General features: G+C 70.4%; 23 protein-coding genes and 1 tRNA gene. 18 read left to right on the top strand and 6 right to left on the bottom strand.

Going from position 1 to position 26661, the window contains the following annotated elements:
• Positions 1–423 precede the first annotated feature (423 nt).
• From AWQ68_RS44055 to AWQ68_RS02410, 3 genes are all read left to right on the top strand, one after another.
• A complete protein-coding gene (locus AWQ68_RS44055; RefSeq protein ID WP_157544779.1) occupies positions 424–1356 on the top strand; it encodes a hypothetical protein in 933 nt (310 codons plus the stop codon).
• 9 nt (positions 1357–1365) lie between these two features.
• Positions 1366–2265: a class F sortase gene (locus AWQ68_RS02415; protein ID WP_066933718.1), complete on the top strand. Its 900-nt coding sequence runs from the start codon at positions 1366–1368 to the stop codon at positions 2263–2265.
• A 151-nt stretch (positions 2266–2416) separates the two neighbouring features.
• Complete coding sequence (locus AWQ68_RS02410; protein WP_066933715.1) at positions 2417–3562, top strand: acetyl-CoA C-acetyltransferase; 1146 nt, start codon at positions 2417–2419, stop codon at positions 3560–3562.
• A gap of 69 nt (positions 3563–3631) precedes the next feature.
• Here the strand turns inward: AWQ68_RS02410 and AWQ68_RS02405 are convergent, their stop codons facing one another.
• The 4 genes from AWQ68_RS02405 to AWQ68_RS02395 form a co-directional block, all read right to left on the bottom strand.
• Complete coding sequence (locus AWQ68_RS02405; protein ID WP_218006745.1) at positions 3632–7291, bottom strand: NPCBM/NEW2 domain-containing protein; 3660 nt, start codon at positions 7289–7291, stop codon at positions 3632–3634.
• Between the two features lie 290 nt (positions 7292–7581).
• Positions 7582–7731, bottom strand: coding sequence for a hypothetical protein (locus AWQ68_RS41935; RefSeq protein WP_157544777.1), 150 nt, complete (start codon positions 7729–7731; stop codon positions 7582–7584).
• A gap of 300 nt (positions 7732–8031) precedes the next feature.
• Positions 8032–9909, bottom strand: coding sequence for an acyl-CoA dehydrogenase family protein (locus AWQ68_RS02400; RefSeq protein WP_066933712.1), 1878 nt, complete (start codon positions 9907–9909; stop codon positions 8032–8034).
• A 138-nt stretch (positions 9910–10047) separates the two neighbouring features.
• On the bottom strand, positions 10048–10779 hold the full coding sequence (locus AWQ68_RS02395) for a class I SAM-dependent methyltransferase (RefSeq protein WP_066933708.1): 732 nt from the start codon (positions 10777–10779) through the stop codon (positions 10048–10050).
• A gap of 178 nt (positions 10780–10957) precedes the next feature.
• Here AWQ68_RS02395 and AWQ68_RS02390 point away from each other — a divergent pair, with 178 nt between their 5' ends.
• The 3 genes from AWQ68_RS02390 (at position 10958) to AWQ68_RS02380 (ending at position 15722) form a co-directional block, all read left to right on the top strand.
• Positions 10958–12079, top strand: coding sequence for a LuxR C-terminal-related transcriptional regulator (locus AWQ68_RS02390; RefSeq protein ID WP_066933705.1), 1122 nt, complete (start codon positions 10958–10960; stop codon positions 12077–12079).
• Positions 12076–14343 carry an ATP-binding protein gene (locus AWQ68_RS02385; protein ID WP_084463570.1) on the top strand — a complete coding sequence of 756 codons (2268 nt, stop codon included), beginning with the start codon at positions 12076–12078 and terminating at the stop codon, positions 14341–14343. Before AWQ68_RS02390 ends, AWQ68_RS02385 begins: the two co-directional genes overlap by 4 nt.
• A 263-nt stretch (positions 14344–14606) precedes the next feature.
• On the top strand, positions 14607–15722 hold the full coding sequence (locus tag AWQ68_RS02380) for an ATP-binding protein (RefSeq protein WP_157544775.1): 1116 nt from the start codon (positions 14607–14609) through the stop codon (positions 15720–15722).
• A 15-nt stretch (positions 15723–15737) separates the two neighbouring features.
• Here the strand turns inward: AWQ68_RS02380 and AWQ68_RS02375 are convergent, their stop codons facing one another.
• Positions 15738–16763, bottom strand: coding sequence for an adenosine deaminase (locus AWQ68_RS02375; protein WP_174554073.1), 1026 nt, complete (start codon positions 16761–16763; stop codon positions 15738–15740).
• A gap of 68 nt (positions 16764–16831) precedes the next feature.
• On the opposite strand from AWQ68_RS02375, the gene AWQ68_RS02370 reads away from it, so the two are divergent.
• The 4 genes from AWQ68_RS02370 to AWQ68_RS02355 all read left to right on the top strand — a co-directional run bounded on the left by AWQ68_RS02370 (position 16832) and on the right by AWQ68_RS02355 (position 20337).
• Complete coding sequence (locus tag AWQ68_RS02370) at positions 16832–17332, top strand: SigE family RNA polymerase sigma factor (RefSeq protein ID WP_066933694.1); 501 nt, start codon at positions 16832–16834, stop codon at positions 17330–17332.
• Entirely contained in the window at positions 17329–18285 is a 957-nt protein-coding gene (locus AWQ68_RS44100) for a PASTA domain-containing protein (RefSeq protein ID WP_066933691.1), read from the top strand. The genes AWQ68_RS02370 and AWQ68_RS44100 overlap by 4 nt, the downstream gene beginning before the upstream one ends.
• 131 nt (positions 18286–18416) lie before the next feature.
• Entirely contained in the window at positions 18417–18920 is a 504-nt protein-coding gene (locus AWQ68_RS44095) for a SigE family RNA polymerase sigma factor (RefSeq protein ID WP_066933688.1), read from the top strand.
• Positions 18907–20337, top strand: a complete 1431-nt coding sequence (locus AWQ68_RS02355; RefSeq protein ID WP_157544773.1) for a hypothetical protein — start codon at positions 18907–18909, stop codon at positions 20335–20337. Before AWQ68_RS44095 ends, AWQ68_RS02355 begins: the two co-directional genes overlap by 14 nt.
• A gap of 63 nt (positions 20338–20400) precedes the next feature.
• Here AWQ68_RS02355 and AWQ68_RS02350 read toward each other — a convergent pair whose 3' ends face one another.
• Positions 20401–21606 carry a pyridoxal phosphate-dependent aminotransferase gene (locus AWQ68_RS02350; protein WP_066933683.1) on the bottom strand — a complete coding sequence of 402 codons (1206 nt, stop codon included), beginning with the start codon at positions 21604–21606 and terminating at the stop codon, positions 20401–20403.
• A gap of 197 nt (positions 21607–21803) precedes the next feature.
• Here AWQ68_RS02350 and AWQ68_RS02345 point away from each other — a divergent pair.
• The 8 genes from AWQ68_RS02345 to rplL all read left to right on the top strand — a co-directional run bounded on the left by AWQ68_RS02345 (position 21804) and on the right by rplL (position 26629).
• Positions 21804–21876: transfer RNA gene (locus tag AWQ68_RS02345), tRNA-Trp, on the top strand.
• Positions 21877–21953: 77 nt separating this feature from the next.
• Positions 21954–22211 (top strand): preprotein translocase subunit SecE, encoded by a 258-nt coding sequence (gene secE / locus AWQ68_RS02340; RefSeq protein WP_066934259.1) that lies wholly within the window; start codon positions 21954–21956, stop codon positions 22209–22211.
• A 52-nt stretch (positions 22212–22263) separates the two neighbouring features.
• Positions 22264–23034, top strand: a complete 771-nt coding sequence (gene nusG / locus AWQ68_RS02335) for a transcription termination/antitermination protein NusG (protein WP_066933680.1) — start codon at positions 22264–22266, stop codon at positions 23032–23034.
• A 139-nt stretch (positions 23035–23173) separates the two neighbouring features.
• Positions 23174–23605 carry a 50S ribosomal protein L11 gene (gene rplK, locus AWQ68_RS02330; RefSeq protein ID WP_066933675.1) on the top strand — a complete coding sequence of 144 codons (432 nt, stop codon included), beginning with the start codon at positions 23174–23176 and terminating at the stop codon, positions 23603–23605.
• Positions 23606–23679: 74 nt separating this feature from the next.
• A complete protein-coding gene (gene rplA, locus AWQ68_RS02325) occupies positions 23680–24393 on the top strand; it encodes a 50S ribosomal protein L1 (RefSeq protein WP_066933672.1) in 714 nt (237 codons plus the stop codon).
• A gap of 183 nt (positions 24394–24576) precedes the next feature.
• On the top strand, positions 24577–25401 hold the full coding sequence (locus tag AWQ68_RS02320) for an SCO4651 family lipoprotein (protein WP_066933669.1): 825 nt from the start codon (positions 24577–24579) through the stop codon (positions 25399–25401).
• 229 nt (positions 25402–25630) lie between these two features.
• On the top strand, positions 25631–26155 hold the full coding sequence (gene rplJ, locus AWQ68_RS02315) for a 50S ribosomal protein L10 (RefSeq protein WP_066933666.1): 525 nt from the start codon (positions 25631–25633) through the stop codon (positions 26153–26155).
• Between the two features lie 81 nt (positions 26156–26236).
• Complete coding sequence (gene rplL, locus AWQ68_RS02310) at positions 26237–26629, top strand: 50S ribosomal protein L7/L12 (RefSeq protein WP_066933663.1); 393 nt, start codon at positions 26237–26239, stop codon at positions 26627–26629.
• The last annotated feature ends 32 nt before the right edge of the window (positions 26630–26661 follow it).

The raw sequence follows: 26661 nt of genomic DNA, 5'->3' as shown, positions 1-26661 counted from the left end.
ATGGCACTCGTTCCGTGAGGCCGACCAAAGCTAGCACCTCGGATATTGCTACTAAAGCGCGAAATCGGATGCCTGACGGGGAACAGCGGATCGCCGTCAGCGCCCGGATTCCCCCCCTTTGCGGACGTCCGAAGCGCGGACGGCTGTTGCCTCGGAGCGCCGAGGAGGCGGCCGAGGCGATCTCCTCTTCGCCGGGACGCGCGCACCTCGATCGTCCCGTGCAACGTCGAACAGGCCACCTCGGCTGCGTCGTGCCGGTCAGTGAGGGTTCCAGGCTCTCCCGGCTTTCTTGACTCTGTTTCGCTACATATGAGGCGATTCCCAGGCAGAGTTCATAAGATCTCTACCTAACTGAGACACGAGCGCGGAATCCTGGTACGTCTGGTAAAGCCCCGCCCGAAACCGACCACGGGAGTGAAGGAAGTGCTGAAGTCAAAGGCACGGCGTCGTATCGCCACGAAAGCCGCTGCCGGAGCAGCCAGCGCAGCCGTCCTGATCGGCGTTTTCTCGGCGGCCGGGGCGCTGGCGGACAGCAAGACGGTGACGTACAGCTGCACTCCGTATGTCGGTGATCAGGCGCAGACGGCCGTGACCCATGACTTCACCGTGAACTTGCAGGCGCCGACGTCCGCGACGGTTGGGACGCAGTTCACCGCCACGCTGACCATCACGGCCCCCGTAGCTTCTCCGCTGGTCGCGCCCGAGGAGATCCCGGCGGGCGCGTGGATCCAGCTGCATCCCACGGTCGTGACATCGGTGAGTCCCGGTACCGCCACGGCGCTCTCCACTCCCTCGCCGTCCGCCTCGGTGGCGGCCCAGATCGCCAAGGGATCTGCGCTCGGCGCGCTGCCCACGGCGACGCTGACCATCACCCCCTCCGCTGGGGCGTCGTCCATCGTCCTCACGGCCAAGGACTTCGCGCTGAACGTGGTGAAACCCGGCACGGAAGGAGCGGCCGCCACACCGGCGAAGCTGTACGAGTGCGAGATCGCCGCGGATGCTCCCTCAAACACTGCTCCGGCCGTGGCGACCATCGCCGTGGCCCCCGCCGCGAGCAACTCGTCCAGCCCCACGCCGACCCCGACTCGGACGCCCACGCCCACGCCCACGCCTACTCCGACGCCCACGGCGACTCCGTCGCCGCTTGGAACGCACACCGTCTACAAGACCGTGACCGCGGGGCCGTCAAAGGACACGCAGGTCAAGAAGACCCCCGGAGGCGGCGCGGCCACCGGAGGCGGCGCGGACGCGGGACCGGACGGCCGGTTGTTCCTGTTCACAGGAACCGCCCTGGTCCTGGCGGCGGCCGTCGGAGGGCTCGTACTGCGGGCCCGGCGGCGCACCGCCGAGCGGTGAGGTCCCGCAGTGACCACACCGCCACCGGGCCAGTACCCGCCGGGCCAGTACCCGGCGGGGCAGCCGGTGCCGCCCTACGGCCCGCCCGGCCAGCCGCCGCCCGTGTACGGCCAGCCGGTGTTCCACGCGACCCCGGTCGTGTATCCGCAGGCGTACCAGGAGCCGGAGCCGCAACCGCAGGCGCAGGGCGGCGGCACGGCGGCCGTCCGCGCGGTGCTGATCCTGGCCGCGATCGCGGGCATCGTGACCGTGGTCGTCGGCGTGTTCTTCATCCTCGGCTCGCCTGATGAGTACCAGTCGCCGACCCGGCAGACGTTGAAGATCAGGTCGGACGGCCTGGCGCCCACGGTCGGGCCGGGCGGCACGGACCAGCCGCTGACGCAGGCCGCCGCGACCGCGCCCCCGCCGGTGGCGCCGCTTCCCCCGGCTCCTCCGATGCAACCGTCGTCGCCCAAGCGGCTGATCATCCCCAAGATCGGGGTGAACGCGCCGATCAAGTCCGTCGGCACCGACAAGAGCGGCGCCATCGAGACGCCGCCGATCAACAACCACAACCTCGTCGGTTGGTATCGCGGCGGCCCCACGGCGGGTGAGCCGGGCCCCGCCGTGATGCTGGGCCACAAGGACACCACGACGCGCAGCGCCGTCTTCACGCGGCTGCACGAACTCAAGCACGGGGACACGATCGAGGTCGTCCGGATGGACGGCACTGTGGGAGTCTTCACGGTGGGCGGGGTCGAGCAGGCGAACAAGCAGACCTTCCCCACGGACCGGGTCTACGGTTCCCAGGACAACGCCGAGCTGAGGCTGATCACCTGCGGCGGGACGTACAACCGCAACACGGGCCACTACGTGGACAACGTGATCGTGTACGCCACCATGACGAGCACCCGCTACGCGGAGGACTGAGCGGGAGCGACTGCGGTCCCTGTTCGCCGAGAGGCTCGGCCGACCGCCGGGTATGGCTTCGGTTAACTCTCATATCGGGGCACACATGGACGAACGTTCTGTTGTAGCCTCCAGATAACCGAACAATGCTCGGTTTCCTGTGGGAGGCACTGTGGCAGAGGCGTACATCGTCGGGGCGGTCCGCACCCCTGTCGGCAAGAAGAAGGGCGGACTGTCGACGGTCCACCCCACCGACCTTGCCGCGCACACGCTTCAGGCGCTGGTCGAGCGCACCGGCGTCGACCCGTCCGCCGTCGATGACGTGATCATGGGCTGCGTCATGCAGTTCGGTCCCCAGTCGATGGACATCGCCCGCAACGCCTGGCTGTCGGCCGGCCTGCCGGAGAACGTCGCCGGGGTCACCATCGACCGGCAGTGCGGCTCGTCCCAGCAGGCGATCCACTTCGCCGCGCAGGGCGTCCTGTCCGGCACCCAGGACCTGGTCGTGGCCGCCGGCGTCGAGTCGATGTCGATCGTCCCCATGGGGGCGAGCATCACCGCCGCGCTGGAGAAGGGCATGCCGCTCCCGTTCGGTGACAAGTGGGTCGAGCGGTACGGCACGCAGGAGATCTCCCAGTTCCGCGGCGCCGAGCTGATGTGCGAGAAGTGGGACCTGAGCCGCGACGAGCTGGAGCGGTACGCCTACGAGAGCCACCAGCGTGCCGCCAAGGCCGTCGCCAACGGCTACTTCAAGGAGCAGATCGCCCCGGTCAACGGTGTCGAGGACGACGAGGGCCCCCGGCCGGACACCACCCTGGAGAAGATGGCCGGGCTCAAGACGCTGCGCGAGGGCGGGAGGATCACCGCGGCGACCTCGTCGCAGATCTCCGACGGGTCCGGAGCGGTGCTGATCGCGTCGGAGAGCGCGGTCCGCGAGCACGGCCTGGTGCCCCGGGCCCGCATCGTCACCCTCACGCTCACCGGCGACGACCCGGTCTACATGCTGACCGCGCCCATCCCGGCCACCAAGAAGGCCCTGGCGAAGGCCGGGCTGGGCATCGACGACATCGACGTCATCGAGATCAACGAGGCGTTCGCCCCGGTGCCGCTCGCGTGGCTCAAGGAGATCGGCGCCGACCCGGCCAGGACCAACCCGAACGGCGGCGCCATCGCGCTCGGTCACCCGCTGGGCGGCACCGGTGCGATCCTGATGACCAAGCTGCTGCACGAGCTGGAGCGCACCGGCGGCCGCTACGGCCTGCAGACGATGTGCGAGGGCGGCGGCCAGGCGAACGTGACCATCATCGAGCGCCTCTGACGTCAAAGGCCCTGCGGGCCTGGCGAGAGTGATCCGGCCCGGGCGGGGTGACCGCCCGGGCCGGTCGCGTCATGACGCGCAGACGAACTTCGCGTCGGCCCAGTCGGCGTGGTCGGCGCCGTTGCCGTCGCCGGAGTCGTTGACCTCCAGGTCCACGATCCTCGCCCCGGTCACGTCCACATCCAGCGTCTCCGGCGGGGTGGTGCCGGTGAGCCGTCCCGACGTGTGCACGACCGTGCCGTCGGCGATGACCTTGAACGTCACCGAGCCGTTGCCGCGGGTCTCGTCGTCCACACCCATGACCGAGGTGAAGCGGGTGCAGGCCTTGCCCAGGTAGTAGGTCACCTTGGAGTAGGCGTGCACGCCCAGACCCTTGGCGTACGTGGTCCCGGCCAGGCTGATGGTCCGGCCGTCGCCGGCGCCCGACTCGCCGTTCGAGCGGTCCTTCTCCACCGGGCCCCAGCCGTTCACGGACTCCAGCGGAGTGAGGTCCGAGGCGTACACCGTGCCCTTGGGGGCTGGCGGCAGCGGCTTGTCGCCGAGCGCCATGGCGAAGATGTGGATGGCCGCGGCGTCCGGCAGCTTGACCGCGATCACCTCCTTATCTGGATTTATCCGGATCGAGTTGAAGAAGATGCGGTAATCCGTGGTCGGATACTGGTTCGGACCGGCCGTGGTGTTCTTGCCCTTCACGGAGAAGGCCACCTTCGCGCCGAACGTGTCGGTCGCCGCGCAGCACCAGTTCGGGAAGCCGAGAGTGCCGCTGTCTGTGCTGCCGTCGGCGTAGACCACTGTCACCGGGCGCGAGACATTCCCCGCCTCGGTGCCGAGGAACGCGAGCCCGCTTCCCTTGCCCGACAGCGCGATGGTCTGCCCGGCGGCGACCACGTTGTCCGGAGTGCCCGGGGTCGACGACGGCCAGGTGAACTCCACGCCCTCGACGGTCCGCCGCGAACCCGGGGTCACCCCGATCGCGGCCAGCTTCTGCGCCGAGAAGCTCGACCCGCCGCCGTCGAGGTTCCCCGCGCCCGTGTTCGCGTCGTCGGAGATGCCGACGTTGTCGAACGCCGCCGCGAGCGAGCCGTACGGCACCTCGGTGGCGAACGCCGCGGTGCTCTCGTGCCGGTCCGCGCGGGCGGTGTAGGCGGCGGACGCGGTCAGCGTGACCGGCCCCGGCACCGCCTTCTCGGGCACGGCGAGCCGCACCTTCGCGGTAGCGGTCGTGCCGGGCTCGATCTTGCGCGCCTTCCAGGGGGCCACCGCGGCCCATCCCTCGGGCACCGCGACGGAGAGCACGACGTCCTTCACCGGCACCTCGGCACCGTTGGCCACGGTGAACGTCACCTCGGCCTCCTGCCCCGGCAGGATCATTCGCGGCGCCGACGCGCTGACAGTGACGCCGGTGTCGGACGGGTGCCGCCCGCCCACGGCCGACGCGCCCGCGAGCTTGACCGCGATCTCCTCGCCGGTCGGCACGGCCGCGGTGCGGACGCGGGTCACCCCGTTCTCGTCGTGGTACCAGCCGATCGCGCCCGCGGCATAGGCGTCCTTGCCGACCTCCTGGGCGAGCTTTCCGCCCACGTGGACGCTGCCCGGCTTCTTCTCCCCATGCACGACCAGCTCGTACGGCCGGGCGGCCGCCTTGCCGTCGTACTCGCCGGTGAGCGCGCCGATCGCCACGGTCACCTCGCCGCGCCCCTCCTCGGGAGCGGTCACGGTGAACGTCTGGGTGGCCGAGCGGCCTTCAGCGTACTGCCGGGTGACGCCGTCGTCCTCGTACAGCTCGAAGATGGAGTTCCCCTTCGGGTAGACGTCGAGCGTGATCGCGTCGCCGGGCTTGACGTCGGCGTGGTTGTTGATCCCGTCCTTCCACATCGGCACGATCGCACCGCCGCGGACGAACAGCGGGAGCCGGTCGAGCGGCGCGTGGTACCCGTTGACCGTGGTCGGGCCCTCGTAGGTCCGCCCGGTCCAGTAGTCCACCCATGTGCCCTTCGGCAGGTAGATCCCGTCGCGCACCTCACCGGCGGTGTAGACGGGGGCCACCAGGAAGTCCTTCCCGGCCAGGAACTGGTAGCGGGCCTTATCGCCCCACGTGTCGGCGTCTTCGGGGTACTCCAGCACCAGCGGGCGGGCGATCGGCGCCCCGGTCCGGTGCGCCTGCGCCGCGTACGTGTAGAAGTACGGCAGCAGCCGCTCGCGCAGCCGCAGGTAGGCACGGTTGATCGAGGTGTACGGCTCGCCGCGCACCCACGGCTGCTTGTCCTTGCCCGCCCAGCCGGACATCGACATCAGCGCCGGGGTGAAGACCTTCCACTGCAGGTCGCGCACGTAGGAGACGTCCGAGCCGCCGAAGATGCCGTCGATGTCGCCGGCGGTGTACGCGATGCCCGACATGCCGGACCCGGCGAGCGCTGGAACCTGCCAGCGAATGGAGTCCAGCGATCCGGAGTGGTCGCCGGTCCACTGCACCGCGCAGCGCTGCGCGCCGGCCCAGCCCTCGACCATCCACACGTAGCCGCGGGCGTCGGAGTTCTTCTCGATGCCCTGGTAGGCGTCCTCGCAACCGGTCAGCGCGTGCCGGTAGCCCGGGCCGACCCAGGCCACGTCCAGCTTGCGCACCCGCACGCCGGCGTCCTTGACCTCGTACTCCTGGTTGGTCAGCGCCGACTGGGTCCACAGGCCGAGCTGGACGTTCCGGTCGCGCAGCTCGTCGCCGACCCACGGCAGCTTGTCGTAGCCGCAGCCGTAGCCGTCGTTCACCAGCATCCAGCCGCGAGGCATGTCGTGGTCCACGTACCCCTGCGCCACCTTGACCGCGTCCTCGGGCTTGCGCTCGCCGCGGTTGGCGTTGTGCAGGTAGCAGTCGGCGTCGCCCATCTCCAGCCCGTAGATCGGCGGCATGAACGGACGGCCGGTCAGCTCGGTGTAGCGGTCGATGGGTGTGTACAGGTCGGTCTGCTTCGGTGAGACGAAGTAGTACGCGTCGAAGCGCTGCTCCTTCTGCGTCGCGGTGACCTGCTCGCCGAAGGAGTACGTGCCGGCCGTGAAGGTGTTGCGCAGCACGCCGTACCCGGCCGTGGTCAGGTAGAACGGCGAGGAGTTGGGGTAGCCGCCGTCCTCCCAGTTGTAGTTGGCCCCCACGTTGATCGTCTGGTCACGGTGCGAGAAGCGGCCGTTCTGCATGCCGCCGCCGAAGAACTGCTCGGCGGCGCCCCGGGCCAGGGTCTGCGTGGTGCCGTTCGCGTTCCAGGTGAGCGGCTTGCTCTCCTTCCAGACGAGGCTGCCGTCCGCCCGCCGCACCTCGAAGAGCGCCGGGGACTTGGCCACTCGGACGGTGATGTCGCCGGTGGCCACCTCGTAGCCGTCGCCGGTCTCCCTGGACGTCGTCGGGGGCGCCGGGAAGTCCTGCTTGACCACGATGGTGGCGTTCGGCTGTTTCGGATCGGCAGGGGGAGTGCCCGCCGGGTCCGTGAACTTCCCGTCCGGCGCCATCCAGATCCGGAACTCGTCGTTCTTGAGGAAGTCGAGCCTGACCTTCGCCCCGCCCTCCGTCTCGATCGTGTACGTGGCGTCGCCGGTCTTGGTGAAGGACGTGACCGTACCGAGGCCGCTGTCCGCCGCGGCCTCCGCGCTGTGCGGCAGCCCGGCCAGGACGGCCGCGGCCAGCACGCTGACCGCCGCTCCGATTCTGACGGGAGATGCCAGCTGATGCGCGATTCTGCGCATAACTACTCCGTTTCGCTCTAATTTGAGCTTCTGGAGATCGGTATAGCGCAGGAAACGTCATCCGTCACTACTTGTCCGCTGGGCGACTTCCGTCCCAGATGTCCCGCCGGCGGCGGAGGATCCGGTGGGCGGGCGCGCTGTCCAGGGGATATGCGGGCGGCGGGCACGTCGCCGGCGGACATCACGATTCGGTGCCTGCCCGCGGCCTGCTACACGAAAGGGCACTCCGGCCGGAGTGCCCTTTCTGGTCGAGGACGGGGCGAACGGGTCGCCTGCCTATCGGGATCGCGTCACTTGGGTCGCGGCAGCCTGCGCGGTTGCTGGGCGGGCCGGACCGGACGCGCCGGGAGCGGCATCTGGCGCGGCGGCAGGCTGCGCTGGGGCTGGGGGACGTGCGGGAGGGTCTTCCCGCCACGCTTCTTGGTCGCACGGGTACGCATGTGAGATCTCCTTGGGCAAACGGGAACGCGGCACGAAGTGCCGGCACTCAGCTGCCGCGTCAGAAGGACAGGGCCATGGGGCGCGCCGAGCGCGCACAGGTCTCCATGGGGCGCCGCGTCGAGCGCGGCGGACGGCGAAGCGGGCTGAGATCGCGAGCGATCAGACGATCAGCGGTCGCGCAGGAGAAAAATCCACACACGGAGACCGTAACAAGGCGGCGATTCGCCTCCAACAGGTTTTTGCCGGTGCGGTTCCACGGCCGGGCGCGTCGTGGGACGCGCCCGGCGCGCCTGTGACGGCTACGACGGAATGGTGCGGTGGACGTCCTTCGCGGTCGACTTCCCCGCAGCGCCGGACGCGATCCACGGACCGTCCGTGGAGGCGTCGAGGATGCCGTCCTCGACGAACGCGTAGCGGCCGGCCAGGATCCGGCGGGCGAGCCGGGTGTCGGCCATGTCCGAGTTGATCCACAGCCGGGTGAACAGCGCGTCCGCGCGCAGCCGGGCCTGGCGGCAGAAGGTATCCGCGATCTCCAGCGCGGCGTTCCCGTGCGTGGCCGCGTCCTCCTGGGCGCGGATGCAGGTCGCGGTCATCGCGAACAGCTCGGCGCCGATGTCGACGATCCGCCCCAGGAACCCCTGGCGGTGCTCCAGCTTCCCCTGCCAGCGCGACATGCCGTAGAAGGTGGACCGGGCGAGCTTGCGGCAGGTCCGCTCGACGTACCTCAGGTGGTGGGCGAGCGGCCCGAACTCGGAGTACGAGGTCGGGAGCTGGCCGGCACCCGTCACGAGCCCGGGCAGCCATCGGGCGTAGAACCCGCCGGCCCGGGTCGCGGCCCGGCCCTTGGCCCGAAGGTCGGCCTTCGGATCGATGAGGTCGCCGGCGACAGTCAGGTGGGCGTCCACGGCCTCGCGCGCGATGAGCAGGTGCATGATCTCGGTGGAGCCCTCGAAGATGCGGTTGATGCGCAGGTCCCGCAGCATCTGCTCGGCCGGCACCCCGCGCTCGCCGCGGGCCTGGAGCGACTCGGCCGTCTCGTAGCCCCGCCCGCCCCTGATCTGGACGAGGTCGTCCGCGATCTGCCAGGCCATCTCCGAGCCGTACAGCTTGGCCAGGGCGGCCTCGATCCTGATGTCGTTGCGCTCGTCGTCGGCCAGCCGCCCGGCGAGATCCACCACGGCCTCGATCGCGTACGAGGTGGCGGTGATGAAGGAGATCTTGCGACCGACGGCCTCGTGCTCGCCGATCGGGCGGCCCCACTGGACGCGCTCCGTGCCCCACTCACGGGCGATCTTGGCGGCCCACTTGGCCGCCCCGGCGCACGTCGCGGGCAGCGACAGCCGGCCCGTGTTCAGCGTGGTGAGCGCGATCTTGAGGCCCTGCCCCTCGCGGCCGATGAGGTTCTCCGCCGGGACCCGGACCTTGTGGAAGCGGGTCACGCCGTTCTCGATGCCGCGCAGGCCCATGAACGCGTTCCTGCGCTCGACCGTGATGCCGGGGGAATCGGCCTCGACGACGAAGGCAGAGATCCGGGTGCCGGTCCTGGCCATGACGACGAGCAGGTCGGCCACGACACCGTTGGTCGTCCACAGCTTGACGCCGTTGAGGACGTACGCGTCGCCGTCCCGCGTCGCCGTCGTCGCCAGCCGCGCCGGATCCGACCCCACATCCGGCTCTGTCAGGAGAAATGCGGAAATTTCACCCCGGGCGCATCGGGGCAGGAAACGTTCCTTCTGCTCCGGTGTGCCGAAGAGCTTGAGCGGCTGCGGCACGCCGATGGACTGGTGCGCCGACAAGAGCGCCGCGAGCGCGGGAGAGTAGGACGCGACCAGCATCAACGCGCGGCAGTAGTACAGGTGGCTCAGCCCGAGCCCGCCGTACTGCTCGTCGATCGTCATCCCGAAGGCGCCGATGTCGCGCAAACCCTTGACCGCTTCGTCCGGGATGACGGAGGAACGCTCGATGACTGCGGGATCGACGCTGTCACGCAGAAACGCGGTGAGCGTCTGGAGGAACCGCTCGCCGTTCCTCGTCTGCTGCTCACTGAGACGTGGGGCGGGATGGACGAGATCCAGCCGGAAGTCCCCGAGGAACAGTTGTTTGCCGAAGCTCGGCCGGGCCCACTCCGTCTCGCGGGCCTGCTCGGCGACCTCGCGTGCCTTGGCGTATTCGGTCATGCCGACCTCCTGAGGCGGTGGATGCGTTCGTGCTACCCGCGAGTAGCCCCACAAACCCCCAGGAAACGGGCAAGCCCCGGACGGTAACGGACCGGATCCGTCAGGAAACGCCTGATCGTACGGCCGAGCGCGCGATCGCTAGCCGGGTACGCGGGCGACGCAGAAGACCGTCTGGCCGAACGGAGGCCGGACGAACCGCTCGATGAAGCGCGTGGTCGGGACGACGGTCCGGTCGTAGATCTTGACCAGCCTCGGGTCGGGGTAGCCCACCCCGCCGCGCCGCACCGCGACCCACCAGGCGATGCCGCCCAGGAAGTTGATCGGCTTGAGGACCTGGGGACGCAGTCCGGCGGCCACCACCGTACGGGCCAGCGTCGCCGGGGTGTAACGGGTGACATGGCCGACCTTGCGGTCGAAGTCGCCGTACAGCTGCATGTATCCGGGCACCCAGATGACGATGCGCCCGCCCGGCTTGGTCACCTTGGCGAGGGAGCGCAGCGCCTCGACGTCCTCCTCGATGTGCTCGAGGACGTTCATCATGATCACTGTGTCGACGGGGTCGTCCAGGGGGATCTCCGTCGGCAGGCCGAACTGGAGGACGGAGATGTCGTCGCGGTCGGCGAAGCGCGTCTCGAGCTGCTCCACGCAGTAGGGGTCGAAGTCGCTCACCACGAGCCGGTCGAGCCGGGGGAGGAACTGCTCCGCGAAGTGCCCGAGACCCGATCCGATCTCCAGCATCGAGCGGCCCACGTGCGGCGCGACCATGTCGAACTCGTACCGCCGGTAGTTCTTGGCCTCGTCCCCACCGAGGTGGTTCTCCAGTGCCTCGTCTCCAGCCGCCGGCTGGACTACCCGGTCATACCCAGACATACAATCCTCGTTCGCGCGTGCTGGCAGTGGCGCAGAGTCTAATGCCCGCCTCGATGCGGCGATTCCGGTTCCCGCACGGCAACCGGTGAAACGCCCGTTCCCGTGCGCGATGCCGGGGTTACCATTCGTGCACCGGAGCGCCGGGTGCAGTGAAGTCCCCCCACGATTCGAGGCTGCGATGGAGCGACGCGATCTTCCGGCCTTCCTCGGCCGCCGGGCCGAGATCGCACAGATCAGACGGCTGCTCGGCCGTTCGCGACTGGTGACCCTGACCGGGCTCTCCGGCGTGGGGAAGTCGCGGCTGGCGGAGGAGGCCGCGTGGAGCGTGCGCAAGGCCTTCTCCGGCGGGGTTCAGGTCGTGGACGTGTCCCGGGAGGCCGACTCGGTGGCGCTCGCCCGGACCGCCGCCCAGGCGGTCGGCGCGGGGGAGGGCCGCCTCCTGCTCGTCCTCGACGGCGTCGAGCGCCTGGCCGGCCCCTGCGCGGCGCTCGCCGAGTCACTGCTCAGGAGCGCGTCCGGCCTGCGCATCCTGGCGACCGGGCGGCGCTCGCTCGGCGTCGTGGGAGAGCACCTGCTCCCCGTCGGCCCGCTGCCGTCCGCCGACGCCGTCGCCCTGCTGGCGAACCGCGCGCCCGGCCGCGGCGTCGCGGACCTGAACCGCAAGGCCGCCGCCCGGCTGTGCGAGCGGCTCGGCCGGATGCCCTCCGCGATCGAGCTGGCCGCGCGGCGGCTGCGCGCCGCTCCCGAGCCGACGACCGAGGACCTGTTCGACGACCCCTTCCATGAGACGGCCGCGCGCGGCGCGCTGGACCGCGCCCTCGAACTGTGCTCGCCGGACGAAACGCACGTGTGGGCGCGGGTCGCCGCGTTCCCCGGGCCGTTCGGCCTGGCCGACGCGGAGCGGGTCTGCGTGGACGTCCCGCCGCCCGCCGAACTGCTCGACGCGCTCATCGGCCTGATCGACAAGTCCCTCCTGATCCGTGAGGAGAGCGGCGGTGAGGTCTGCTTCCGCGTGCCCCGTGCGGGCGCCGGGCGGCCGCCGCGCGCTCACAGCCGCGACCGGCCCGTCCCCTGCCCACGCCGTACGGACGACCTGGACGGCCCACCGGTGCTGACCCGGCGCGAGCACGAGGTCGCCGAACTCGTCGCGGACGGCTTGTCCAACCGCGAGGTGGCGGAGAAGCTGGTGATCTCGAAACGCACCGCCGAGGCGCACATGGAGCACATCCTGGCCAAGCTCAACTTCTCCTCCCGTACCCAGGTGGCCGCCTGGGTCGCCCGGCGGCGGGAAGACCGGTGATCGGGAACCTGCCCGCCGAGCCGGCCAGCTTCGTCGGCCGCGCGGACGAGCGGGAGTACGTCGCGGGGCTCCTCGGCCGCGCCCGGCTGGTCACGCTTACCGGCGCTCCGGGAGTCGGCAAGAGCAGGCTGGCCCGCCGGGTCGCGGCCGACGCGCACCGGCGGTTCCCCGACGGCGTCTGGCTGGTGGAGCTCTCCCCGCTCCGCGACCCGCGCGACCTCCTCCCGCACGTCGCCGCGACCCTGGCCGGTCCGGGCGACGGCGAGGACCCCGGTGGCCCCGGCGAGACGGAGGCCGCCGCGCTCGCCGCGCGCGTCGGCGACCGGCGGATGCTCCTCGTCCTCGACACCTGCGAGCACCTGCCCGCCGCGTGCGCCGAACTGGCCGGACACCTGCTGGAGCACTGCCCGGGGCTGCGCGTGCTGACCACCGGCAGGGAGCCCCTCGACGCGCCGGGCGAGCATGTCGTGACCGTTCTCCCGCTCGGCGACGACGCGGTGACGCTGTTCGCCGACCGGGCCGTGGCCACGGTGCCCGACTTCGTGGTCGATCGCGCCAACCGCGCCCACGTCGTACGGCTCTGCGAGGAACTCGACGGCGTGCCGCTCGCGATCGAGCTGGCCGCGACCCGGCTGAGGGCGCTGTCCGTCCAGGACATCTCCGCCCGCCTGTCCGACCGGTTCCGGCTGCTGAGCCGCGCCGAGTCCGAGACGGGGGAGAGCAGGCACCGCACCCTGCGCACCGCGATCGGCTGGAGCCACGAGCTGTGCGAGCCCCGCGAGCGGCTGCTGTGGGCCCGGCTTTCGGTGTTCTCGCACGGCTTCGAACGCGAGACGGCCGAGGAGGTGTGCGCCGACGGCGCGCTCTCGCGCGACGACGTGTTCGCCCTGCTGGCCCGGCTGGTCGAGAAGTCCGTCCTGCTGCGCGAGGGCGACCGCTACCGCCTGCTGCACGCCGTACGCGCCTACGGGGCGGAACGGCTGCGCGAGCTGGGCGAGGAGGAGGCGGTGCGCGACCGCCACCGGGACGCCTACCTGCGGCTCGCGCGCCGTGCGGAGGCGGAGTGGGCCGGGCCGGGACAGCTCGCGTGGGCCCGCCGGATGGCCGAGGAACTGCCGAACTTCCTGGCCGCCCTCGACCACGCCCTCACCGGGGACCCCCGGGTCGCGGTCGAGCTCGCCGGGACGCTGTGGCCGCTGTGGATCGCCTGCGGCCGCCACCGGGAGGGCCGCCGCTACCTCGACCGGGCGCTCGCGGCGACCGGGCGGCCGACCCCGCACCGCGTCAAGGCTCTCTGGGCCGCCGCGTGGGTGGAGGCCCGCCACTTCGACGTGCATCGGGCCCGTACGCGGATGGAGGAGTGCCGCCGCGGCCCGGGGGCGAGCGTGTGGGGCGCCCACGCGGCGGCGGTCGTCGCGTTCGCCGCGGGCGACGACGAGGACGCGGCCCGGCGGCTCGACGGGCTGCTCGCCGCCCGGGGAGGCACCGGCCCCGCCTGGCTCCTCGGCCGCAACCCCGCCTGCGTCCTCAGCCAGGAGGGCCTCGCCCTGGCCCGGTCCGGCGGCGTACGGGCCAGGGAGGTGCTGGACGACGCGATGTGGCGCGGCACGCTCAACGGCGACTGCTGGAGCCGCTCCGTCGCCAACCAGGGCCTGGCCGTACTCGCCTGGGAGAACGGCGACCTGGCCGAGGCCGAGGAGCGCAACCGCGAGGCGCTCCGGCTCGGCCGCGATCTCGGCGACCTGGCCGGGGCGCTCGCCGGGTTCGAGGTCCAGGCGTGGCTCGCGGCCGCCACGGGCAGGGGAGGGCTCGCCGCGACGCTGCTGGGAGCGGTGGAGGGGCTCGGCGCCTCGACCGGCATCCGGCTGGACGAGGCGCCCTACTGGGGCGCCCGCCACTCCACCTGCGCCGAGATCGCGCGCGGCCTCGCCGGCGGCCCCACGTTCCGTACGGCTCTCGCCGAGGGGGCCGGCCTCGACCTGGACGCGGTCTACCGGCGGGCGCTCGGCGACCCGCCGAAGGAGGGCGCCTGCCTCACGCCAAGGGAGTCCCAGGTGGCCGAGCTGATCGCGGACGGCCTGTCGAACCGCGAGCTCGCGGAGCGGCTGATGATCGCCGAGCGGACGGCCGACACCCACGTGGAGAACATCCTGGCCAAGCTGCGCATGTCGTCCCGCGTGCAGATCGCCGCCTGGGTGGCGGTACGGCGCTCCGCCCCCACCAGGCCCACATCGGAGAAGGGATCGGGCATCGTCCCGATGTGACGTAGCGCGATCTAATGAATACTAATCGTGTCCGGTTGGCCGAATAGGGGGGAAGCCGGCCGGTCGAATCGCCGCGCGGCGGGGGACGACGTCGCGGCAGGGTTCGGCGGCGGGTTCGGGTCGAGGGGGATCGTCCCGCCGCCGAACCTCCTCCGCGGGGGTGGTGAATCTCCATCGTGGTGGGGTAATCCTCAACCCTCAGTAGCCATCCGATTACGCACTCATGATTGGCTGGGCCGGCCATGCATGAGAGGGCGGATCTGGTGATCGATGCGCTGGGGCGGCGAGGCAATCTGCCCGCCGAGACGAGCACCTTCATGGGACGGGACGAGGACCTGGCCGAGGTGGGGCGGCTGCTACGGGAGGAGTCCCTGGTCACGCTGACCGGGGTCGCGGGGGTCGGCAAGACCCGGCTCGCGCTCAAGACGGCGGGGGAGCTGCCCGGCGGCGCCTGGCTGGCCGAGCTGTCCGGCGAGCGCAACGGCGCCCTGCTGGCCCACACGATCGGCGCCGCGATCGGCCTGCCCGAGCAGGCCGCCCGCCCTCAGGGGGACGTCCTCGCCGAGCACCTCGCCGACCGCCGGATGCTCCTGATCCTCGACACGTGCGAGCACCTCCTCGGCCCGTGCCGCGAGCTGGTCGGCCAGATCCTGCGGGCGGCTCCCGGCGTGCGCGTCCTGGCCACCAGCAGGCAGCCCCTCGGCCTCCCGGGGGAGCGCGTCCACACCGTACGCCCGCTCCCGGTCACCGCCGAGGACTGCGACGCCGTACGGCTGTTCCGCGACCGGGCCCGCGCCGTACGCCCCGGGTTCGAAAGCTCCGACGCCGTCGTACGGCTCTGCCGCCGCCTGGACGGCGTGCCGCTCGCGCTCGAACTCGCCGCCGGCCGGCTGCGCGCCCTGACCGCGGGCGAGCTGCTCGACCACATGGACGACAGGTTCTCGTTGCTCGCGGGGCGCGGCCGTACCGGCAGGCACCGGACGCTGCGCACCGCGGTCGGGTGGAGCCACGAGCTGTGCACGCCGGAGGAGCGGCTGCTGTGGGCGCGGCTCTCCGTGTTCGCCGGGACGTTCGACGCCGCCGCGGCCGCGGACGTCTGCGCCGACGAGCTGCTGAGCGGCGTGCCCGACCTGCTCTCCCGGCTCGCCGACAAGTCCGTGCTGATCCGGCACGGTCAGCGGTTCCGGATGCTCGGCATGATGCGGGACTACGGCCGGGAGTGGCTCCGCGCGATCGGTGAGGAACGCGCGGTCGTCGGCCGCCACCGCGAGCACTCCCTCGCCCTGCGGCGCGGGATGCGCCACCCCGGACGGCGTGCCTGCGGCGATCCGGCCAGGAGGCCCGAGTCCAGTCGCCCGCACCCCGGTCCGGGACACTGAAGCGGCCCCGGGCGGCTACTCCGGCCGGGTGAGCCAGACGTCGATCTCGCCGAGGAGCTCCTTCTTCAGCGAGTCGGGTGCCATGGACGAGCGGATCGACTGCCGGGCCAGCTCGGCGACCTCCGCGTCGCGGAAGCCGTAGACGTCCCGCGCGAGCTCGTACTGCGGGAGCAGCCGGGCCCCGAACAGCAGCGGGTCGTCCGCGCCGAACGCGATCGGGACGCCCGCGTCGAACAGCTTGCGCACCGGCACGTCCCGCGGGTCCTGGACCACGCCGAGCCCGACGTTGGACAGCGGGCACACCTCGCACGCGATCTGCCGGTCGGCGAGGCGTTCGAGCAGCCGGTCGTCCTCGGCCGCGCGGACGCCGTGCCCCACCCGGTCGGCGTCCAGGTCGAAGACGCACTCGGCGACGCTGGCCGCGCCCATCAGCTCTCCCCCGTGCGGTACGGCCAGCAGCCCGGCCCGTTTGGCGATCCGGAACGCGGCGTCGAAATCGCGGGCCCGGCCGCGCCGCTCGTCGTTCGACAGGCCGAACCCCACCACGCCCCGCCCCGCGTACTGCGCGGCCAGCCGGGCGAGGGTCCGTGAGTCGAGGGGATGCCGGGTGCGGTTGGCCGCCACGATCACCGCTACGCCCACGCCCGAGGAGGCCGAGGCCCGCGCCGCGGCGTCGAGCACCAACTCGAGCGTCGCGGTCAACCCGCCGAACCGCGCGGCGTACCCGGAGGGGTCCACCTGGATCTCCAGCCAGCGCGACCCCTCGGCGGCCTCGTCCTCCGCCGCCTCCTTGAGCAGCCGGTAGACGTCCTCGGGGCGCCGCAGCACCGATCGGGCGATGTCGTACAACCGCTGGAACCTGAACCAGCCCCGCTCGTCGGTCGCGCGCAGCTTCGGCGGCCAGTCCTGCACCAGCGCGTCAGGCAGATGGACCCCGTGCTCCTGGGCCAGCTCGATCAGCGTCGAATGCCGCATCGAGCCGGTGAAGTGAAGGTGCAGGTGGGCCTTGGGGAGCGTGACGAGAGAGCGCGGCATTTCCATATCCTGCCGCATCCGCGTCTCAACCTGGTCCGCCCTTCACGCGTTGTGGACGGGCGAAAGGGGAGCTGATGACCGAAGAAGACGAGGCGGCCTTCGACGAGTTCCTGGCCGCCCGGAGCACCGCCCTGCTCCGCACCGCGGTCCTGGTCTGCGGCGCGTCCCCCCACGATGCCGAGGACCTGGTCCAGAGCGCCCTGGAGAAGGTGTACCGGCACTGGCCACGCATCAGGCGCGACAACCCTGAGGCGTACGCGCGCCGCGTCGTCGTGAACGCCGCCATCAGCAGGGCCCGCAGGAGACGGGTGATCCAGGAGATCACCTTCGCCAGCCCTCCCGACACGCCCGTGGAGTCGCCGGACCTCGGCCTGCGCGAGCTCCTGCTCGCGGAGCTCGGGAGGCTTCCGGCGCGGATGCGGGCCGTACTGGTCCTGCGCTACTGGGAGGACATGTCCGAGGCCGAGACGGCGGCATCGCTCGGCTGCTCGATCGGGACCGTGAAGAGCCAGGCCGCCCGTGGCCTGGCGCGAATCCGTGCACGTCTGGCAACGCTGGAAGGAGCGTCAGCATGAACGTGGAAGAGGCGCTGAAGGAGGCGATGGCGTCCCGGGTGGCCGCCGTCCAAGCCCCGCCCTCGATGGGGCAGCGCATCCGGCGGCGCAACCGCCGTAACGTGGTCAGGTTTCGTACGGCGGGAGCGGCGCTCCTGACGGTCGCCGTCGCCGGAGCCGTGCCCGTGTACCTGTCCACCACATCCGGCCCGGCACCGGCGCAGGTCGGGGCGCCCGTACCCGGAGCGTCGCAGCCCGTCGGCGAGGACAGCGCGCTGGCGGGGAACGTCGTGCCGGACGTCGTAGGCATGACCAACGACGTCGCGGGCGTGCTCAAGGCCGCCGGGTTCGAGGTGGGTTGGAAGAAGGTCGTCAACCACGAACACCGCCCGGGGACGATCATCGCCCAGACCCCCGCGGCCGGCACGGTGGCCCCTGAGGGAGCCCGCGTGGAGGTCACCATCGCGACGAGCGCGCCGCCGCCGACCGATCAGACATCCGAGCCGGTCGATGACGGGCTGCCCCAGGACCTCGGCGATCTGGGCGACGGCCGGACCTTCGGTGGCATCCACCTGGACTACCTGCCGGACGGCCTCGAATGGGGCAAGTGGTCGGGCAAGGACGGCTTCGGCAAGACCAGCTACGCCACCAGCTGGGTCGAGCCGGGCAAGAGCACCGGGGAGTACTCGGTGGAGGCCGTGGTCTACAGGGGGAAGGCGGCCCGCACCCGGCGCGACCACGTGGACGGCACCCCGGTGAAGATCCGCGGAAAGGACGGCTACCTCGGCTCGTTCACGGAGGGCGGCGAGGTCGCGGGGAGCAGTGCCGAGACCACCCTCACCCTGGTCTGGTTCCCGCGCGCCGACGTCACGGTCGAGCTCATGTTCAGCCCCGTGTTCGCCCAGAAGCTCGGGTCGGACGCCGCCGACGCGGAGATCCAGAAGATCGCCGAGGGGGTGACCGTCAAGGACTGAGCCTTTCGCACCTTCGCGCCCCTGCGCTTTCGTCGGGTTTCCACAGGGGCGCCCCGCCCGGCCGCCACGCGGCCGGGCAACCCTTTTCCGGCCCGGGGCGTACAACAGGGCATGACACTGGACAGAGCCGAGTGAATCCTCCCGAGGGGTTCGCGGAGTTCGTGGCCGCCCGGGGCACGAGCCTGCTGCGCACGGCGTATCTCGCCTGCGACTTCCCCGACGAGGCCGAGGACGTGCTCCAGAGCGCGCTGGAACGGGCCTGCCGCAACTGGCACCGGCTCCGCGCGGATGCCGCGCCCGAGCCCTACGTCCGAAAAATCATCATCAATCTCGCGATCAGCCGCGCCCGCCGCCGAGCGATCCTGCGGTTCATCCCGACGCACTCTCCGCCAGACCGGCCCGCGCCGGCCGCCTCCGACGTCGAGCTGCGCCAGGTCCTCGTGGACGGCCTGCGCACCCTCCCGCCGCGCCAGCGCGCCGTCGTCGTGCTCAGGTACTGGGAGGACCTGACCGAATCCCAGACCGCCCAGATCCTCGGATGTTCCGTCGGCACCGTGAAGAGCCAGGCGTCCAAGGCGCTCGTACGGCTCCGCGCGTGGCTCGGTGAGGAGGTGACCGGCCTTGTCGGATCTTGAGAGCCGGCTCAGGCACGCCATGACCGAGGCGACGGCCGAGCTGCGGATCGCCCCCGACCTCGCCGACCGCGTCGTCCGGCGTACCTGCCGGAGGAAGACCGCGAGGGCGAAGACGGCGGCCGCCGCCGCAGTCGCCGTCGTTCTGGCCGCGGTCCCGGCGTACCACCTGATCCAGGAACGGCGGCACGTGGTCTCCGTCACGGTGGCCGAGAACGTGGACGGCGTCGAGGTGCGCGACCTTCCCGATGGATTCGGGCGGGCCGAGACGTTCGAGGTGACCGATCATGGCCTGCGGGGGAAGGCCGCCCGCTGGAGCCGGGGCGACCGCACCATCCAGGTCACCGTCTACCGGCCGGGGAAGCTTGCGGGCGACTACCTCGAACTCCAGCAGCGGGGGTTCCTGCGTGACGGCACGCTCTGGCTCCGCCGGGGGAGCGGCGGCGGTCTGATCTCGCCCCGCCATGACAACCTCATATGGTTCGAGCAGGACGACCTGGTGGTGCGCGTGACGACCTCGACCTCCGCCAAAAAGTACCTCGAACCGGTCGCGATGAGCCTGCATGTGCCATGGGATCCCGTCCTGGACACGATGCGCGTGAGCTATATGCCGGAACGCTTCCGCCTGGTCTCCAGCGAGCCGCAGGGGATCCTCGACGGGCTCGGTCGGTGGTGGCGGAGCACGGATCGAACCGCCTCCATGGCCGTCGAGGTCGTACGCGGTGACCGGGCGAAGAACCTGAGCAAGTTGCGCTGGGTCTCCTGGCCGACCGCAGAAGAACTCATCGACGTACGGACGACCGCCGTCGGCAGGTCCCGCGCGCTGGAAGGACGCGTCGCGAGCAAGGGCGGGAGGATCGACAAGGGCCGGATGCTCATGTGGCTCGTCCAACCAGGGCTCGGCGTGCGCATCTGGGCGATGGGCGCGACCGACGACGAGGTGCGGCGGGTCGCCGAGGGCATCGAGCCGGCCCCGCCGCCAGCCGGGCCCTCCGTGGACGGCGTCGAGGTGCCCCCCGCCCTCCAATCCGTGCCGGAGGCGGCCAGAGACAGCGCACTGGGGTGGAACTGGACCACCGCGACCACGTACTGGGGGCATCCCCCTGGCAAGGGCTGGTACGTCGCCGTGTCCGTTCACCGTGGCGGGCTCGTCGGCACCGACCTGTGGCGGAAGGACACTTTCCACACGACGCCCCGAACCTCGACCTTCGGCGGCGTCCGCGGCCTCATGACCGCCTCCACCGAGACGGTGCGGGTCGGCGGCCGGCCGCGGCTCATGCGGATCCGGAGCTTCGCCTGGGAGCCCCGGACCGGGCTCGCCGTCGTGGTGACCACGGCCGAGGACACCATGTCCTCGACCGCGCATCCCGATCTCGATCTCGACCGGCTGGTGGGAAGCATCCGCGCGCGGCAGCCGTAGAGGCGGAAACGCCGGAAAGGCCCGGGCCGTGATGGTCCGGGCCTTTCCGCCTGAACGGATCGCTCAGTGCGCCTCGGCGAGCAGCTTGGCCACGCGGCTGACGCCCTCGACCAGGTCGTCGTCGCCCAGCGCGTACGAGAGCCGGAAGTAGCCGGGGGTGCCGAACGCCTCACCCGGCACCAGCGCCACCTCGGCCTCTTCGAGGATCAGCTCGGCCAGTTCGGCGGAGGAGGACGGCCGACGGCCGCGCAGTTCCTTGCCCAGCAGCGCCTTCACCGACGGGTACGCGTAGAACGCGCCCAGCGGCTCGGGGCACACCATGCCCGGGATCTCGTTGAGCATCCGGACCATGGTCTGCCGGCGACGGTCGAACGCCTCGCGCATCTTCGCCACGGCGGAGAGGTCGCCGGAGACGGCGGCGAGCGCGGCGGCCTGCGCCACGTTCGACACGTTGGAGGTGGCGTGCGACTGCAGGTTGGTCGCGGCCTTCACCACGTCGGACGGCCCGATGAGCCAGCCCACCCGCCAGCCGGTCATCGCGTACGTCTTCGCCACGCCGTTCAGGACGACCACGCGCTCGCGCAGCTCGGGCACGGCCGTGGCGATGCTGGAGAAGGAGGCGCCGCCGTACACGAGGTGCTCGTAGATCTCGTCGGTGACGACCCACAGACCCTTGTCCAGCGCCCAGCGGCCGATCTCCTCGACCTGCTCCGGCGAGTAAACGGCGCCGGTCGGGTTGGACGGAGAGACGAACAGCAGCACCTTGGTCCGCTCGGTCAGCTTCTCCTCAAGCTGCTCAACCGACGCGAGATAGCCCGTCGTCTCGTCGGTCACCATGTCAACCTGAACTCCACCCGCGAGCTTGATCGCCTCCGGGTACGTCGTCCAGTACGGGGCGACGACGAGCACCTCGTCACCCGGGTCGAGCAAGGTGGCGAACGCCTCGTAGACGGCCTGCTTGCCGCCGTTGGTCACCAGGACCTGGGAGGCGTCCACCTGGAACCCGGAGTCGCGCAGCGTCTTCTCGGCGATCGCCTGCTTGAGCTCGGGCAGCCCGCCGGCCGGCGTGTACTTGTGGAACCGGGGGTTCCGACACGCCTCGATGGCCGCCTCGACGATGTAGTCGGGCGTCGGGAAGTCCGGCTCGCCGGCGCCGAAGCCGATGACCGGGCGACCGGCCGCCTTCATGGCCTTGGCCTTGGCGTCCACGGCCAGCGTCGCGGACTCTGAGATCGCGGAAATGCGCGCGGAGATGCGAGGTCGGGTCATGCCTCCATCGTTTCAGACCTGCGGGAATCCTTCCGCCGCTTACCACCATTCGGACAGACGGCCGGGTAGCTTGGAACCGCGCGGACGATCTGGTTCGACGAAGTCGCCATTCCCACGTACACTTCTGCGTCTAGTGGGCCACGACGGGAACGTTCGGCGATGTCGATCCGTTTCTCCGGTATTGTGGTGCACGGCTTAGGGCACTAGCGCAATTGGTAGCGCACCGGTCTCCAAAACCGGCGGTTGGGGGTTCGAGTCCCTCGTGCCCTGCGGAGTGCGGTCCGCGCACCAACTGGCGTGAAAGCGCGCCGCAAGTTGCGATGGACACGACGGATCAGGTGAGGACTGTGGCGATCGACACCCGCGGCGAGACCGCTGGAAAGCCAGGCAAGCCGAGCGGTGAGAAGAAGGCCAAGCGCGCATCTCCCGCCCTTTTCTATCGGCAGGTCGTCGCCGAACTGCGTAAGGTTATCTGGCCGAGGCGCAAGGACCTGATCACCTATACATCTGTGGTCCTCGGCTTTGTTGTGATCATGGTCGCGATCGTGTCCGGACTAGACTTCCTGCTGACGAAGGGTGTGCTGGCGGTCTTCGGCGGATCGTGATCCGACCCTGATCGTCGCACGTCATGTCATCGACGAAAGAGGAAGAGTCACCGTGTCCGAGTCCCCGCTGCCGGTCGATGGCTCCCGCGATGAGTGGGAGACGGAGCCGGACGAGGCCGTAGAGAAGGTCGACGACACCGCTGCCGCCGGCGAGCACGGCGCTGACGCTGACGTTGACGCCGACTCTGGCGACACCGTGGCCGAGGTCGACGAGGACGGCGATGTCGTCCCGGACGTCGACCCCGTCGAGGAGTTCAAGCGTCAGCTCCGCGGCCAGATCGGCGAGTGGTACGTCATCCACTCGTACGCCGGTTACGAGAACCGTGTGAAGCAGAACATCGAGAGCCGTACCAGCTCCCTCAACATGGAGGACTACATCTTCCAGGTCGAGGTGCCGACCCACACGATCACGGAGTTCAAGGGCGGCAAGAAGACTCCGATCAAGGAGCGTGTGCTTCCGGGGTACGTGCTGGTCCGGATGGACCTCACCGACGAGTCCTGGGCCGCCGTGCGCAACACGCCCGGCGTCACCGGCTTCGTCGGGCTGTCGAACAAGCCGAGCCCGCTCAACCTCGACGAGGTCGCCAAGCTGCTGGCGCCCGAGCCGGCCGAGGAAGTGAAGAAGGCCGCCTCCAAGGCGACTGCCGCGACCGTCGACTTCGAGGTCGGCGAGTCCGTCACCGTCATGGACGGCCCGTTCGCCACGCTTCCCGCCACGGTCAGCGAGATCAGCATCGAGTCGCAGAAGCTCAAGGTGCTCGTGTCGATCTTCGGCCGCGAGACCCCTGTCGAGCTGTCGTTCAACCAGGTCTCCAAGATCTGACGGCCTGGCATACACTCCTAAGTCGTCCTCACGGTCGTGAGGGTGGGCCTGGGCGGCGGCACCGGTATCGGTGCCGCCTGTCCTCACGTGGTGAGGGCCCGGCTGAGAGATTCAAGTTAGTCAAGGACCCGGAGAGAGCATGCCTCCCAAGAAGAAGATCGCGGCCCTGGTCAAGGTCCAGCTTCCCGCTGGCCAGGCCACGCCCGCGCCGCCGGTCGGTACCGCGCTCGGTCCGCACGGCGTCAACATCATGGAATTCGTCAAGCAGTACAACGCTGCGACGGAGGCCCAGCGGGGCAACATCATCCCCGTCGAGATCACGATCTTCGAAGACCGCAGCTTCACCTTCGTCACGAAGACGCCGCCGGCGCCCGAGCTGATCAAGAAGGCCGCCGGTCTGCAGAAGGGCAGCGCGAACCCGCACAAGGACAAGGTGGGCAAGCTCACCAAGGACCAGCTGCGTCAGATCGCCGAGACCAAGATGCAGGACCTCAACGCCAACGACATCGAGGCCGCTGAGAAGATCATCGCCGGTACCGCCCGGTCGATGGGCATCACCATCGCCGAGTAGTACCCCACCGACGCAGACAGCACTGTGGCAGGGCCCGCGCAGGCCCGGACCACGAACTCCATGAGGAGCGAGAAGTGAAGCGCAGCAAGAACTGGAAGAACGCGGCCGGCCTGGTCGACCGCGACAGCGCGTACAGCCCGCTTGAGGGTGTCCGGCTGGCCAAGAAGACCGCGACCACCAAGTTCGACGCCACCGTCGAGGTCGCCCTGCGTCTGGGCGTCGACCCGCGCAAGGCCGACCAGATGGTCCGCGGCACCGTCAACCTCCCGCACGGCACCGGTAAGACCGCCCGGGTCCTGGTCTTCGCGACCGGCGACCGTGCCGAGGAGGCCCGCGCCGCGGGCGCCGACATCGTCGGCGCCGACGAGCTGATCGAAGAGGTGGCCAAGGGCCGGCTCGACTTCGACGCCGTCGTCGCCACGCCGGACCTGATGGGCAAGGTCGGCCGCCTCGGCCGCGTGCTCGGTCCGCGTGGTCTCATGCCCAACCCGAAGACCGGGACCGTGACCCCGGCCGTCGGCAAGGCCGTCACCGACATCAAGGGCGGCAAGATCGAGTTCCGTGTCGACCGGCACGCGAACCTGCACTTCATCATCGGCAAGGCGTCCTTCGGCGAGCGTCAGCTCGTCGAGAACTACGCCGCCGCCCTCGACGAGGTGCTGCGTCTCAAGCCGTCGGCCGCCAAGGGCCGCTATCTCAAGAAGGTCACCTTCACCACGTCCATGGGCCCCGGCATCCCGGTCGACCCGAACGTGACGCGGGCGATGACCGCCGAGATCGACGCCTGATCTCATCTGACGACGAGAACCCCCGTCCGGGCATCCGGTCGGGGGTTCTCGCGTGTACGGCCCCAGAACGCGGAGCCCTTCTGCGATATGTCGGGATATTGCGGGGATATAGCGCAGGCCGCGCGGATAGCGCGCGAGCGCCATAGGGTCGAGAGCAGTCGTCCGTAAAGAAAGGACAAAGACATGCGTCGACTTCTGCTGGCCGCCGGGGCGGTCGCCGTGATCGGTGTCGCGGGGTGCGCACCCGCCGCCACGTCTCTGGACAACGTGAGGTTGTCCGCGTCCGAGGTGCTGCAGCAGGCCTCCCAGAAGGCGCAGGACGTCACCTCCTACACCGCCGACCTCGTCGTGGACGTCTCGGCCGGCGCCGACCGCACCGGCACCATCCAGGGCAAGCTGCGCGCCCAGCAGAAGCCCACGCTGGCCACGGACCTCACCCTCGACCAGATCACCTTCGACGGCCAGAACGCCCCCGGCGGGCTCCGGGTGATCCTTCTGGGCGACACGGTGTACGTGAAGTCCGATGCCCTCCGGACCCTGATGGGCGCCGCCAAGCCGTGGATCAAGGTGGACCTCAAGGAGCTCGGCGACTCCCGAGGCGTCAACGTGGACGAGATCCTCGGCCGGGCTCAGCAGATCGACCTCAAGACCAGCGCGGCGCTCCTGACCGCCTCCAAGGACGCCAAGGCCGTCGGCGCCGAGCAGGTGGGCGGCGTGGACACCACGCACTACTCGGGCACGTTCCCGGTGGCCGAGGCCGTGAAGCAGCTCGCCCCTGAGGAGCGCACCAAGGCGGAGGCCGGCCTGGCCAAGGTCGACGACATGAAGTTCGACGCGTGGATCGACGCCGACGGCCTGCCCCGGAAGGTCACGCTGAAGGGCGGCCCCGCCGACAAGGGCTCGTTCAACGCCACCGTCGCCTTCACCTCGTTCAACGAGCCCACGACGATCGAGGCGCCCTCCGCGGGCGAGGTCGGGGAGCTGCCGCGAAACCTCCGCGGCAACTGATTTGGCATCACGGGGATTCACGCCCTATTCTGGCGTTTGCCAAAGACCGCCGGTCGTCGTCGGGCTGCACCAGTCCGATGGCCGAAGGATCCACTCTGTGGGCGACCCGCGTAGGTGTGATGTGAGCTTCCGGGCGCGTCCGCGCGCCTGTGCCAGCCCCGTGCGCCTGCGCCGGGGCTCCTCCTTTTTTTTGGACGTCTTCGCCGGTGGCACATCTGGAAGGAGGCCCATGGCGAGGGCGGATAAGGCGATCGCGGTTGCCGAACTCGAGAGCGAGTTCGAGGGCTCCAGCGGCGCCGTTCTGACCGAGTACCGCGGTCTCACCGTCGCTCAGCTCAAGGAGCTGCGCGTTGCTCTCGGTGGGAATGCGAAGTTCGCCGTGGCGAAGAACACGCTGACCAAGATCGCGGCTAACAACGCCGGGATCAACGTCCTGGACGATCTGCTCCAGGGCCCGACCGCGATCGCGTTCGTCAAGGGCGACGTGGTCGAGGCGGCCAAGGGTCTGCGTGACTTTGCCAAGGCCAACCCCCTTCTGGTGATCAAGGGTGGTGTCGTCGACGGCAAGTCGATGACCCCGGCCGAGATCTCCAAGCTTGCCGACCTTGAGTCCCGCGAGATCCTCCTCGCGAAGCTGGCCGGTGCGCTGAAGGCGAAGCAGTCCCAGGCTGCCGCCACCTTCGCCGCGCTGCCCACCAACATGGCTCGACTGGCCGAGGCCCTGCGCGCCAAGCGCGAAGAGGCCGGCGAGTAGGTCCGTCCACCACGGACCTGGGGGGAAGCGCACACCGCGGTCCCTGAACGTTTTTGCTAGATCCAAACGGAGGAACACACCATGGCGAAGCTCAGCACCGACGAGCTGCTCGAGACCTTCAAGGAGATGACCCTCCTCGAGCTGTCCGAGTTCGTGAAGCTCTTCGAGGAGGCCTTCGACGTCAAGGCCGCCGCTCCGGTCGCCGTCGCCGCCGCCGCCCCGGCTGCCGGTGGCGCCGCCGCCGAGGAGGCCGAGGAGCAGGACGAGTTCGAGGTCATCCTCGAGGCCGCCGGCGACAAGAAGATCCAGGTCATCAAGGAGATCCGCGCCCTCACCAGCCTGGGTCTCAAGGAGGCCAAGGACCTCGTGGACGGCGCTCCGAAGCCGGTCTTCGACAGCAAGGTCAACAAGGAGCAGGCGGAGAAGGCCAAGGCTGCCCTGGAGGGCGCCGGCGCCAGCGTCACCGTCAAGTAACGCTGACATTTTCCGCGAAAGGGCGGTCACCT

The organism is Microtetraspora fusca (assembly GCF_001570365.1).
Classification (GTDB): Bacteria; Actinomycetota; Actinomycetes; order Streptosporangiales; family Streptosporangiaceae; genus Microtetraspora; species Microtetraspora fusca.
Note: the sequence above shows the minus strand (reverse complement) of the source record. Positions and strands in the feature narration are given on the sequence as shown.